This window comes from Flammeovirga agarivorans, assembly GCF_012641475.1.
Lineage (GTDB): Bacteria > Bacteroidota > Bacteroidia > Cytophagales > Flammeovirgaceae > Flammeovirga > Flammeovirga agarivorans.
In genome coordinates this window covers 733,019-745,553 of sequence record NZ_JABAIL010000003.1, presented here as the reverse complement: position 1 = coordinate 745,553, position 12,535 = coordinate 733,019, and the positions used below count along the sequence as shown (strand labels likewise).

Sequence of the window (12,535 nt, the reverse complement as noted above, 5' to 3'; positions counted from 1 at the left end):
GTAAAAGTAAAAAAGATGAACGTATAGTAGGTACGTTTAAAAAGTATTATGATTTATTTAGACAACGCCGCATCTACACCTATTAAAAAAGAAGTATTAGAAGTTATTATCGATACTTATGAGCATCAAATTGGCAATGCTTCAAGTACTCATATTTATGGGAAAAAACTTAAGAATGCATTAAATAATTCTATTCAAAAAGTTGAAGCTTTATTTAATGCAAGAGATTATAAAACAGTTTTTACTTCTGGTGCTACAGAATCAATAAACCTTGCTATAAAAGGAATTTTCCAATCCTATTTTGAAAAAGGAAATCATATTATTACTTCTAAAACTGAACATAAAGCTGTGTTAGATACCTGTGAATTTTTAGAAGATATAGGAGCTGAAGTAACATATTTAACCCCAGATCAAAATGGTATTATTGATCCAAAAGATATTGAGACATCAATATCTGATGAAACTATTCTTGTCACTATCATGTATGCTAATAATGAGACTGGGGTTATACAACCTATAAACGAAATCAGTGATATTTGTAAAAGGAATGACGTTATTTTTATGACTGATGCAACACAAGCTGTTGGAAAATTAGCAATTGATCTAAATTACAGTAATATCGACTTACTAACATTTTCTGGTCATAAAATTCATGGCCCTCAAGGAGTTGGTGGTTTATTGATCAAGGAAGGAATTAACCTTATTTCTCAAATACATGGAGGACAACAACAAAATAGTCTTAGATCAGGTACATATAATATTTCAAATATCATTGGCCTAGGAAAAGCATGTGAATTAGCTTTTATTGATTTGGAAGAAAACATTGAAAAACTTCAACACTTTCAACAGTATTTTGAAAAGGAAATAACTAAACTAAAAAGTGTTGAAGTAAATGCTAATAAGGTTGATAGATTACCTAATATTTCAAACATCAATTTTAAAGGTATAGATAGTAATATGCTTTTAAGGAAATTTGAAAATGAAATAGCATTTAGCTCAGGGTCAGCATGTACAGCTGAAATTATTGAACCCTCTCATGTATTAAGAGCTATGAATTTTTCTGACGATGATGCTTTTTCAAGTCTAAGATTTTCATTTTCAATATTAAATACGATTGAAGAAATAAAAAAAGCTACCAAACAGATTAGTAGCTTTATCTTATCATTAAAAGAAAGTCATCAATCATAAAAAAAACCTTGATCTCTACAACTCTTAGGCTCCTCATTTCTCCAAACCCAATTTTCTAAATTTTCTACAAGGTTTGGGTATTTGATATTATTTCCTTCTAAACAAATTCCAAGTTCTCTCAACTCTTTATTTTGTTTTTGAGCTTCTACTACTGTAATTCCGTTCATTTCAGCTAAAAGCTCAAAATAATCCTTACCACAAAAAGAACCGTAACCTTTGTAAAGATTTTCTTTCCAATAGTTTCCTTTGTTATCAACTAAGTAAACAGGAAACGTTTCTTTAGAAGAATTTACGTTTGCTATGCTCCTGTTAGTGTCCTGAGTTATCCAACTGAAAAATCCCATTTTAGATGTATTATTTAAGAATTATGAATCATTTTTATTTGTCAAGAAATACTACTATTTCTAAAACAAATTAAACTACAAAGAACATAACCTTGATACGTTCAGCAATATTCTATTTATTTAATAATAATATTAGGGGTCTATAAAGAAATTGTAGTAAAAAAAGTACTTACTATTTAAATGATTTTACAAGAAACAGATAAATACACTTAGACTTTTGCATTTCATCTGGTTAAGTCTATCTTTACAACCGAAAGCTAATCAGCTGTTTAACGTAATTAATTTTTCAACTTGTTCATTAAATAATAAAGCTAACTATGTGTTTCCTTCTACTTTCTAAGGGGAATTTTATGTCTATGGATCTATTCATTATACGATTCTTCTAACTATAGAAGTGCTATTTCTAGTCCAATACCCTACTGTTTATTCGATTTATACCTTCAATCCGCTTATTTATATGGATGCAATCCTGATTTGCCCTGATGTAACGTCAGTTTATGGTTAGGTAACCATAAAATAGACCGATGTAATGGTAAAATGACCCTTTGCAACATAAAAATGGGTATATGCAACGATAATTCATGGGTATGTAATACGAATTTGCCTTGAAGTAACGGTGAAACAGGGGCATGTAATGTAAAAATGCCTATATGCAACGCCAAAATAAGGGCGGGTAAGACTAAAACAGAGGAGTGTAACCGTAAAATGTCTCAGAGCATAGACAAAACTGCTAACGTTATTCTTATGAACTCAAAACTCAACTATTATGAACTTTAAATCATTAAAAGAAAGCGAACTATTAAGTTTTACTGAACGTATGTTTAGTAATATCCCAGAGGTCGAAGGGCTTCAGCAACGGTTAACTACTGTGGGGTACGATGAGAAGAAAATCAAACAAGGGCTAGCATTACAAAAAAAGGCCAAAGAAGATGTAGACAACAACTACCTTCAACAGGTAGAATCACAAAAGACCAGAATAAAGAGAGATGAGGCTTATATGGTCTTTAAAGACAAAATCAGTAAGATCAGAAAAGGCTTAAAGGTATTGTTTAAAAAGGATGCTATTCTGATTGCTGATCTGGGGCTCAACCAACGTTTTCCGAGACCAAAGACGGATCAAATCGATAACGTAAAGAAACTAATCCAAAAGCTACAGGCCAATAAGGCGATTCATGCTAAATTATTGGCACTAAGACTGGATGAAGAAAATCTAAAGCTTTTCACTAAAGAGATCAAAGAACTTGAGAAACTGTTATCGCAGAATACTCTAGATAAAGGGTTGGATCAGACACTTACTGAAAAGAAAAACAAGAGCATCTCCGCACTGATCGAATGGTGCGATGAGTTTATGGTCGCGGCTCGCTTTGCTACCGATGATGATGAACAGATCATTGAAAGTTTAGGCGTTATCGTATAAAATAAAGTGGCGGAAGGTGTAGTTACACCTTCCGCTTTTTTTTGAAGTTTGCTTGAAGTACAATAAGGGTCATTGCCTGATGGACTGATCCAATTTCTCAAGCTCTCTGTTTAGAGTATAGGGAGTAATGCGTTGTAATGTCAATTGAATATTCTCTGTAGAGGTGTTGATCTTTCTACTACCAAACAGAATGTTTTCCCCATTTCTTGAAAAATAAGACACCAAATAGGCTTCCTCATTTTTAGGTATTTGATAGAAATAAGCTTTCCCATCGATATGATAATGACTCGAAGTAATCGCGTTTAATTTGGGGAAATATAGCACTGCTTTTGGTGCTTGGTCATCACTTTTAATATCTACATATAATTCTGTGACTTGGTTTTCAGAGAAACCATTCAGTCTATCACAATTCAACCAACCAAGACTAAATGCATTAAAGTAATTGTCCACTGCAGGCACATCCATAGACATTTCCGTAAGAGATGTATAATTGATATTCTCTCTTGGCTTATAAATTCTGGTATAGACATACTTTTTTCCATCAATCAAGGTATCAATTTCATGTGATAAGCTGATGGTATCCTTTACCGGCTCATAGGTTTCGTAATAGGCATACGACCTCCAAGAGAAGTACATATTGTTAGCTAAATATTGGGAGGAGAAATCTTGTTCGTTTTCCCACAACATCTCATCTCTTACTTTTTTTGGATAATACAGAGACATTCCATCTCCATCTTTCTTCCCTTTAAACTTCACAGAGATATATTTATAGGGAGCCAAATCTACCTTTTCTCCTTCCTTATAGGCTTCTACATGTATCATTCCTTTAGAGGATAGTAAACCACCATCGTTTGTTTCAGAAGTCAGCTTATTTTTTATAAAACTAGAAGCAGTATATGCTTCTCTTAAAACAATCTTTACTTCTTTATTTTCAGTTAGTGCAAAGCTGTAAGCAGGAATGTTCAGTATTGTTCCCTGCTGACCTACTATGGTCGTGTCTCTGGTCAGGTCAATAAGAAATTCTTCTTTAGGGAAGTCTTGTTTTGTAAAGGTACGATCATAGTGGCTGCGTTTGAACTTTAAGTCGACCCTTCTCATATAGGCTTCTTTATCTTTGATATGATCAGGTACTTTTTCTATATCGTCCTCACCAATGGTTACAAAATTATAGATAAAGGGAGCGTCTGCTTCTAATAAATAATGATAGACCGACATCGAACGCTGCAACGCCAATTTCTTATTGTGCTCAAAGGAAGCATCCTGATCAGTAAATCCATATAAAGTAAGTTCGCGGCAAGCACCACTTTCTTTGCTTTTTGATATAATATTATCGAGGACCGTTCTCGCTTTATAATTTAATTGATGCTGATTTTTATGGAAAAATACTTGAGCAAATTGTGCTTGTAAACTCATTGGAAGTAACCAACACAAGGTAAAGGAAAGTACTATTTTGAAAAGAGATGACATAATAAAAAAAGTTTTGGTTCATTCTATATACCCTATGTTTCAATTGATATACCAAAGAGTCATCTCTTGTTTTCTGAGGTCACAGGAGAATAATAAAGCCAATTACTTGTCATATTTTGACAAACGACACTAAATATTGAATGTTTTTACCAAGAGTTACTTAAAGAATAAATATCTATTTCGTAGTGAGACATCATAGTTGAGTCATTTCTTTGTAAGCAATGATCATAATCCCAAACTATAACCACGTTATTTTAGGGCAGTATTTCGATACCCAAAAAAGTTTTTTGAAAAAAATTGAAGAAGGGTGTAATATTATCCTAACGCAAGCCACTAATAAAAATAAAAAAGAAACGTGAGCAGTGATTTCTATACTACATTTATACAGCCTCATAGTGGTATCATTATTAAGATATGCCGGGCATATACCAACTCCCAAGAGGATTTTGAAGATTACTTCCAAGAAGTTTGTCTACAACTATGGAGAAGCAAAGACAATTTTAAGGAAGATGCTGATTGGTCGACTTGGGTCTATAGACTGTCATTAAATGTTTGCCTAACATTACTCAAAAAGAAAAAGAACAACGCTCAGAACTTTGCTAGTGATTACCTTCCTCCAGAGCTCTATGAGGAAAGTAAAGCTTTTCCTGACGAGGACCTTGCAATGCTTTATGATGCGATCCGTCAACTCTCCGAAATCGACAGGGCCATTATTCTTCTCTATCTAGAGGAGAAGAGTAATAAGGAAATTGCTGATACGTTTCAGGTAACCCCCAATAATATTGGGGTAAGAATTAAACGAATTAAAGAACGATTAAAAAAGATATTAAATGGAAAAGTCAATTGAATCTATCTGGAAAAAAGGATTTATCGACCAAGACGCGTTAGTGGCTCCAAAGATAAATGCACTCTATGAAAAGAAGTCGATTAATTTTGTCGATAAGTTTATTCGAGACTTTAAGATCAACTTATGGGGTATACTGATCTTTACTGTGCCCATCCTAATCGTTAGTGGGCTACTCAAAGCATTCACTTTTGGGGTACTTATCTCACTACACCTCTGGTTTGTTGTTTACTATGGTAAGAAAAAATTAGATGAACTCACTTCTTTAGATAAAACGGACAATAGCTATACGTATATCCATCAGTTTAATGATTGGTTGCAAGAACTAATTCAAGGATATACCAAAATTTACCGCTATGTCTACCCTGCCTTGTTGATTCTGTTTACAATGGGGGTATGGCAATCGGAATTACAACAAACCATCCAAGACAATTTTGCTCCGGAAGAGTTATTCTATGGTATGCCAATCCATTGGTTAATTATACTTGGAATTGGTGCGGTTTTACTCTGCCTCTTCACTAAAAAACTTTATTATATGGACATGAATATTGTTTATGGTGCTCAGTTTAGAAAACTGAAGGATATGATAAAGGATATGGAAGAGTTAAAAGCAGATTTATAACATAAAAAAATCCGAAGCAGTGATGACTACTTCGGATTTTTTATTTTCATGACAGGGTGAGCTACAGGCCACGAATAAACTTATAAAGTATACTATTCACTTCCTCTGCCGTAGTATTGAAATCATTGAGCGATAGCTCTAAGTATTGGCCATCAATCTTTTCAATTACTAAAAAAGTAGTACTCCCTTTCATGTATCCCTCCTTCTCTATCGCTTCGATAATAGAGATTTCATTCCAGTGGATGATCTCACCATTACTTAGCTTGATGCCTTCCTCATTGAAAAGCAATTGAGGGTTAATATTTTTCCATTGTATATAGGATTTCACAGTAATGTATGCTCCAAAAAGGACTACGATTACCGGAAAAATGTATTCGATAAGGTCTATTGAATTAAAAGGTGTCAATAGTATGCCTATAATTACGAAAAGCCCGCCACAATAAAATTGTGTTAATTTCTGAGGAGAATCATAATAGATTTTCACCTCTTCTTTGTAGCTGCTTTCTGATAGTTGAGTGTTCATGAATCGTAAGTTGAAAATAGCTTAATTCATTAATAATCTGCAAGATACCACTAAAACACAGTGCAGCGCAATTAAATTAAGACAATGAAAGTGAATGATTATCAATAAACAAAACCTTTTGTAAGGTGTTATCACTGAAGATTTTAGACAAAATTTATCATAGACGAGGAACTATGGTCCGTTAATAAAGTGTGATTTGTATACTAATGAAAATATATGGCTGCCTTTTTATTTTTGAGATCTAGCCTTTATCTTTCAGAAGAATTTATTACACAAGAAGTACAATCTTAATCTTAAAACTAAGTATGACACAACAGGAAATTATCGAAAGCTTAAAAGCTGGTAACGAAAAGTTCGTCCAAGACAAAGCAGATGGAAACCTTAGAGATAGTGTTCGTAGAGCAGATTTAGTAGATGGTCAAGAGCCAAATACAATCGTTCTTAGCTGTGCTGACTCTAGAGTTGTTCCTGAAATCGCTTTCGACAAAGGTTTAGGTGAACTATTCGTAGTTCGTGTTGCAGGTAACATTGCAAATACAGACAGTATTGCATCTATTGAGTATGCTGTTGCTCACTTAGGATCTTCTGTAATTGTTGTTTTAGGACACCAAAGCTGTGGTGCTGTAGGAGCTGCTTTAGGCGGAGGTGACAACGGACACAACTTAAACCACTTATTATGTCAAATTACTCCTGCAGTTGTAGCTTCAGGTGAAGGTGCTGACGTAAACACTGTAGTGAAGAAAAATGCTGAGTTAAATGCTGATGAGTTAGTGAAGAGATCTTCTATTATCACTGAAGCAGTAGAAAGCGGTAAGGTGAAAATCGTTCCTGCTTACTATAACTTAGATTCAGGAAAAGTAGACTTCTTATAAGATTCGAAAGGAACTGCGAATTTTATTACACTACACACACAAGATCTTGGTATCTAAAAATAGGCTATCTCCATCTATGGAAATAGCCTATTTTTTTATTACTTCGTTAGGTATAGCTGTGGTAAATGGAACTCTCCATTCACTACTTTTTCTGTTGGTTCGTAAAACCTCGCTTGCAACATAAAGTCAGTATTAGGCGCAGGCAACCAATTTTTCAACTGCTTTGGATCCTTGGGCTGCTCATAGGAGATATAAATCGTTAGCGACCCATCCGTATTGTATTCAAGCTCTTCTGTCATCGAACCAATTTTATATCTATTGATGGCATTGTCTACCATAAAACGATCTTCAGCATCATACATCGTAATCGACCAGAAACCACCCATCGCTTGATTGACCTGCATGTCTTTTGGCAAAGTGATTTCATAGACATTCTTCCCATGAAGCACTTCTCCATTCTGATCAAAATATCGTTTAGGATACATGGCTCTTTCTGGCGAGTTCAGACCAATAGAGTTCATATTAATGGCTGCTCTTTGTAAATAGTCTGCCCCATATTTCCCTGCTGTATATTCATAATTCCAACCATTTACCGGTGTATTTGTATGTTGAGCAGTATGTAATATCATCTCAAAACCATCTGCAAAACCCTGTACTAGTGCCTCCTTCTGCACCTCCGAAAGCTCATCGATTTGGCCATTACCAATGCCTATATATTTAAACTGATCTGTGATGCTTTTGTCTTCTTCCAGATAGTTTTCTAAAAGTACTTTTTCAAATCGTTTGAACCATGCCAAACCTTTAGGGAATTTCACTTTAGGTGCTCCCTTTCTAACCAAAGGCACTGGCTGAACACCACCATTAGGGTATTCACTTAAAGGCATTAATCTAAATTCTTTTTGTAATTGTTGGGCAATTTTATGGTCTTCTGCTGAAGCACTTACTCCAAGTCGCCCTGCCAACCAAATATATCTTGTGTTAGAATAAAATACAGGTAGATAATTCGGATTGTCAAAAGCCTTTCCTCTCTTGGCAAGGATAAAGTAACCGCCCTCCTCACCGATAGTAGCATTACAAAGGTCTACTACAGATTCGGTATACATATCTAATATTTGTTCGATAAAATACCTGTTCTTTACTGGGGGAATATATAACACCATCGGCTGATCTTCCAAGTCTGCCCAACCTTGGATATAATAAGTATCGTTGTTGGGTGTAGTATAAGAACGGTCTCTATAATCCCAAAGTCTTGTGATGGGCCCCAATTGATTGATAGGAGCCTGACCGTTATTCATGGGAGCATCAACGTCTGTTTGTAGCTCCAAAGCGACATCCATCATTACAGGTGCCCAACCATAAATAGTAGCCTGTACAGCTAAATTATAAGCTTGTTTGTAGGCCACTGTTTCTTTGTGATTTTCTTGAGCAAAAGTGGAAGTGATCACTATTAGACTGACCATTATTACACTCAGCTTTTTACTAAAATAGGTGGTTAAGTTGTTTCTCATTACAATTGATTCTAGACCGATTTTTCTGTTGAGAAGCATCGGTTGATTTAAATTCTTTATGTAATTAAAAACGCGGGTAAAGCAGTTGCAATTTGTGATTAAAGTTCTAACTGTATACCAAAAAGCCAAATGTTATTTTTTCTGATATTTAGTTGATGCTTCCTTAGGTGAAATCTGATAACTCTTTTTAAATGCTGCCGAAAACTTAGAGATACTGTTGTACCCTACCATTCTCGATACCTCTGTGATACTCCTATTTTCGTTCTGTAATAACTGTTTTGCCGTCTCTAAGCGTAAGTCGGTATGGAACTTTTTGATACTTGATCCAAAGACACTAGAGAAATCTCTCTTCAGTTTTGATAAAGAATATCCATACCCTTCAGCCAAATTGGCTAAGGAAGGTAAAGGTTTGTAAGGATTAATCAATGTATCTTTCATTTCCATCAGTTGTTTTAAATCATCAGGGTGTAGATTATGTGTCGCCTTATAATGTTTATCGATGGAGCGTTGATAAAAGATGCCTAAGCATTCAATTAATCTAGAAAGAATAATGCTATTGACAACAGGTGTTCTTTCATCCAAATTAAGATCAAAAATATCCTTTAGAAGTAGATGCATTTCTAGAGGCACAATATCATATCGGACCAACTGTTGCCCTTCTGGGAAAATCACATCCAAATAGCGTTCAAATTCATAAAACAAGCCATTAATTTGTGTACGCTCTATGCGAAGCGATACCCATTGGTTCAATCGGTCTTTTTTATTGAAGGTCTTAAAAGAATAGGAAGTATCATAAATGGCGATACCACTTACAGGAAAGTCTACTTCTTCATTTAAGTCTGAAGTGTTACGGATAAGGTCTGCATTATATTCAAAACGGAAGTTGATAAAGCGGCTACCGGAAGTATCTCCAATAACATTATAATTCAGATCTTCTTTGGTATTGACTGAATTGACCATAATGTTACTTCCTCTAATCAAGATAAATTGATGTGCGACGATGTCTACCAATTCATTATGAACCTCATACTTTTTTTCCGTCAATTCGCCTCCTAATTTCTCATGTACTTGACTTAAAATCTCAAAGGCACTACCGTCCTTAATATTCAACTCCATAGAATACTTACTCTAATGCTATTTCTTTAATTCATTACTAAGATGAAAAACTTTGGGGATAAAGTTGGCATTTATAGGAAATAAATAAGCCCAGGATATCCCCTGGGCCTAAGTCTTATTTGCTATTGATTATAAACTTTGAGAAAGATTTTTGTATTTATATTATTTGTTGTTGTCTCCAACAATTATCTTCTTAGTAAAATGATTCTCTTCATCATCGACCTTTAGGATATAAACCCCTGGCGAGACTAATTTCAGTACCTCGCTTAAATCCACACTGATATCTTGTAAGGTTCCTATTCCTTCAAATAACAGTTCTCCAGAAAGATTGATCAACTGTGCACCCACATCTCCACTTAATAATTGACTTGTAAAGTGGATAGGCCCATTCGTTGGATTTGGATATACTAAAATTGATACTTTGTCTGTCAGAGAAGCTGCAAGAGGGGTTTCTAATTCTACTTTACAATCCTCGTCTTCAATATTGATAACAAAAGAAGTACTATCACAATAGCCACTGCTATCACAAACGACCAAAGACACTGTATACTGTCCTAAATCTGAATAAGTATGCGTAGGGTTTACCTCAGAGGAAGTAGTACTATCACCAAAATACCAAGTGTAGGAAACTACTACTTCATCCAAATGGGAAAATGACAAGGTTAGATCTTCATCACATGTTTCCGCAACTACCGCATGCTCTAAATAATATTGGTCAGCACCTAAGTCTACCCCCGCGTATTCGCTACGGGGATTTCCATCGATATCCGTACCGATTCCTTCATAGAATAAACCCTTACGGAAAGTTGTTCCATTGGTGAGATGAAAATCTGCCGTTTTGATAAAGGATTCTCCATCTGTAGAAGAAGCCGGAATATATTTAAGATTATGATCAGCAGTAACCATCGTATTCTGATCACAATTGGATTGAAAGTTTTGCCAATCTTCCAATGTTACAAATGAAGAATCGATATCTGATTCCCCATTCACTGTTACTCTTCTGAAAGAGTAAAGGCTTAGTAACTCTGCTTGATCGTTACTCTTAATAAAAGCATTATGGTCAATCAGGCATTTAGAAGAGTTGATATCAAAATCGAAGTATTCTAAACGTATGCCTCTACTAATAGTATCACTTAATACAAATAAATTATTGACGATCGCCAATGAGTCCCCTTCAAAGTCTCTTAGACGAAGAAAACCAGAAGTAGAATGATTGGGAACCTCTTGCCTGTAAAAAGTATTATTCGCAATGACCAGCTCATCTCTTGTTACCTGATCATCGATGATATAGCTGGCATTATGAGAAATAAAAGTGTTGTTTGTTATGTGATAGACATTATTGGCTGCACATTCAATTCCTGAATATAAGGTAGTGGAAATCTTATTTCTATTGACCAACACTGTATCACCGTAAGTTAGGAACATGGCATAATATCCACCTAGAATATCGTTGTCTTCTATTAAAGCATTAGAGAAATATTGCAGATAAATGCACTTTGTATTTCCCGAAGAGTTTATCCCATTGAATGCGTTATTAGTGATTTTCACATCTCCAATAAAACCAGTTCTTGAAGGGTATTCTCTACTACTTCCATGTAGATAAATATGGTTGGTCGATGAGACAATTCTTTCCGATAAAAACTGATTATTATTTATTTCGAAGTCTCCTCCATACTGTCCTCTACCGATTAAATCAAAAATAGAATATTGGAAAGTAGAGTGCTGTACTTTTATATTGGTTGAACTGTCATAGTCTGAAAAAGCAAGGTTAAAGAATGCTGATTCAAAAAAGCAAGAATCGATCTCCACCTCATTGACCCCTTCCATGGCAATATTTGCAGAAACAAACATTTCAAGTTGTAAATCATCAACTGTATCCGACTCTATGGTAATATTGTTGATCTGAACGTTATCACAAGAGTCTATTTTTATGACACTATTAGTAATTACTAGTCTATCTAAAGGTGCATCACCAATGGAATCATTTCTAAAGATGAGGTCTGAGATATTCAGTCCAGAAATATTTTTAAAATAAAAACCTGTTTTGTAATTATCCTCCGATTCCAAAGGATAAATAATTGTATTCTCTTTTTCTCCATTAGAAGTAATGGACAATGTAAACCCATTCAACTCTAGGCTATCTAAAATTAGATTACCATAGTGTGTTCCTTCATCAATTAATAAAGTAACATCACCACCAAAAGGAGTTTGATTGAGTGTTTCTGCTGCATCATCTATAGTTTGAAAGTCTCCTGATTCACTAACGGTATAGACTCCTTCTAAAGATTCTTGAGCAAAAACTGAAAAGATGTGATGAATAAACACCAAAGAGAATAGAAGTTTTTTCATGCTATTTAGTTAAAAAGTAGCTATTGCATCCAATCATTTGGACTTGGACGAGTGAGGTAGTTTTAAGAATAAAGTAGATGAAAGTATGCGTTTTAATTATTACAAAATTAGGGAGTTTAGATATACTCAACAAGGCTCACAATCACTACGCATAGCATTGTAACCTTTTGAAACCTATAATTTTTTAAAAGATCACTTTTTGTAATAGTCTCATTGACAGTCTTTTGGGTAAATTCATAAAAAAAAAGAGAACAAATACTGAATACTTGCTCTCTTTTATATCTA

The 12,535-nt window shown here is 34.6% G+C and carries 11 protein-coding genes; 5 read left to right on the top strand and 6 right to left on the bottom strand.

The genetic code is table 11. The features are described 5' to 3' along the window. Positions 1 to 48 precede the first annotated feature (48 nt). A complete protein-coding gene (locus tag HGP29_RS11870; RefSeq protein WP_168882623.1) occupies positions 49 to 1,188 on the top strand; it encodes a cysteine desulfurase family protein in 1,140 nt (379 codons plus the stop codon). On the opposite strand, the gene HGP29_RS11865 is transcribed toward HGP29_RS11870, so the two are convergent. Continuing rightward, positions 1,179 to 1,532, bottom strand: coding sequence for a hypothetical protein (locus HGP29_RS11865; protein WP_168882622.1), 354 nt, complete (start codon positions 1,530 to 1,532; stop codon positions 1,179 to 1,181). The genes HGP29_RS11870 and HGP29_RS11865 overlap by 10 nt on opposite strands. A 766-nt stretch (positions 1,533 to 2,298) precedes the next feature. On the opposite strand from HGP29_RS11865, the gene HGP29_RS11860 reads away from it, so the two are divergent. Beyond that, a complete protein-coding gene (locus HGP29_RS11860) occupies positions 2,299 to 2,949 on the top strand; it encodes a hypothetical protein (RefSeq protein ID WP_168882621.1) in 651 nt (216 codons plus the stop codon). A 69-nt stretch (positions 2,950 to 3,018) separates the two neighbouring features. Here the strand turns inward: HGP29_RS11860 and HGP29_RS11855 are convergent, their stop codons facing one another. Then, entirely contained in the window at positions 3,019 to 4,416 is a 1,398-nt protein-coding gene (locus HGP29_RS11855; protein ID WP_168882620.1) for an OmpA family protein, read from the bottom strand. 355 nt (positions 4,417 to 4,771) lie between these two features. Here HGP29_RS11855 and HGP29_RS11850 point away from each other — a divergent pair, with 355 nt between their 5' ends. Further along, a complete protein-coding gene (locus HGP29_RS11850; RefSeq protein ID WP_168882619.1) occupies positions 4,772 to 5,263 on the top strand; it encodes an RNA polymerase sigma factor in 492 nt (163 codons plus the stop codon). Then, positions 5,247 to 5,882 carry a hypothetical protein gene (locus HGP29_RS11845; protein ID WP_168882618.1) on the top strand — a complete coding sequence of 212 codons (636 nt, stop codon included), beginning with the start codon at positions 5,247 to 5,249 and terminating at the stop codon, positions 5,880 to 5,882. The genes HGP29_RS11850 and HGP29_RS11845 overlap by 17 nt, the downstream gene beginning before the upstream one ends. A 61-nt stretch (positions 5,883 to 5,943) precedes the next feature. Here HGP29_RS11845 and HGP29_RS11840 read toward each other — a convergent pair whose 3' ends face one another. Then, the gene (locus HGP29_RS11840) at positions 5,944 to 6,405 is read right to left on the bottom strand and encodes a hypothetical protein (protein WP_168882617.1); all 462 of its coding nucleotides are present in this window, start codon (positions 6,403 to 6,405) and stop codon (positions 5,944 to 5,946) included. Between the two features lie 305 nt (positions 6,406 to 6,710). Between HGP29_RS11840 and HGP29_RS11835 the strand changes: the two genes are divergently transcribed. Further along, positions 6,711 to 7,277 (top strand): carbonic anhydrase, encoded by a 567-nt coding sequence (locus tag HGP29_RS11835; RefSeq protein WP_168882616.1) that lies wholly within the window; start codon positions 6,711 to 6,713, stop codon positions 7,275 to 7,277. 98 nt (positions 7,278 to 7,375) lie between these two features. On the opposite strand, the gene HGP29_RS11830 is transcribed toward HGP29_RS11835, so the two are convergent. The 3 genes from HGP29_RS11830 to HGP29_RS11820 form a co-directional block, all read right to left on the bottom strand. Then, positions 7,376 to 8,785, bottom strand: coding sequence for a DUF1254 domain-containing protein (locus HGP29_RS11830; protein ID WP_211093276.1), 1,410 nt, complete (start codon positions 8,783 to 8,785; stop codon positions 7,376 to 7,378). A gap of 132 nt (positions 8,786 to 8,917) precedes the next feature. Further along, positions 8,918 to 9,901: a helix-turn-helix domain-containing protein gene (locus HGP29_RS11825; RefSeq protein WP_168882614.1), complete on the bottom strand. Its 984-nt coding sequence runs from the start codon at positions 9,899 to 9,901 to the stop codon at positions 8,918 to 8,920. Positions 9,902 to 10,063: 162 nt separating this feature from the next. Beyond that, complete coding sequence (locus HGP29_RS11820) at positions 10,064 to 12,250, bottom strand: PKD domain-containing protein (RefSeq protein WP_168882613.1); 2,187 nt, start codon at positions 12,248 to 12,250, stop codon at positions 10,064 to 10,066. Between the last annotated feature and the right edge of the window lie 285 nt (positions 12,251 to 12,535).

Coding starts and splice junctions, on each gene's coding strand:
- HGP29_RS11870 (WP_168882623.1), top strand. CDS start 49: ATGATTTATTTAGACAACGCCGCATCTACACCTATTAAAAAAGAAGTA.
- HGP29_RS11865 (WP_168882622.1), bottom strand. CDS start 1,532: ATGGGATTTTTCAGTTGGATAACTCAGGACACTAACAGGAGCATAGCA.
- HGP29_RS11860 (WP_168882621.1), top strand. CDS start 2,299: ATGAACTTTAAATCATTAAAAGAAAGCGAACTATTAAGTTTTACTGAA.
- HGP29_RS11855 (WP_168882620.1), bottom strand. CDS start 4,416: ATGTCATCTCTTTTCAAAATAGTACTTTCCTTTACCTTGTGTTGGTTA.
- HGP29_RS11845 (WP_168882618.1), top strand. CDS start 5,247: ATGGAAAAGTCAATTGAATCTATCTGGAAAAAAGGATTTATCGACCAA.
- HGP29_RS11840 (WP_168882617.1), bottom strand. CDS start 6,405: ATGAACACTCAACTATCAGAAAGCAGCTACAAAGAAGAGGTGAAAATC.
- HGP29_RS11835 (WP_168882616.1), top strand. CDS start 6,711: ATGACACAACAGGAAATTATCGAAAGCTTAAAAGCTGGTAACGAAAAG.
- HGP29_RS11830 (WP_211093276.1), bottom strand. CDS start 8,785: ATGAGAAACAACTTAACCACCTATTTTAGTAAAAAGCTGAGTGTAATA.
- HGP29_RS11825 (WP_168882614.1), bottom strand. CDS start 9,901: ATGGAGTTGAATATTAAGGACGGTAGTGCCTTTGAGATTTTAAGTCAA.
- HGP29_RS11820 (WP_168882613.1), bottom strand. CDS start 12,250: ATGAAAAAACTTCTATTCTCTTTGGTGTTTATTCATCACATCTTTTCA.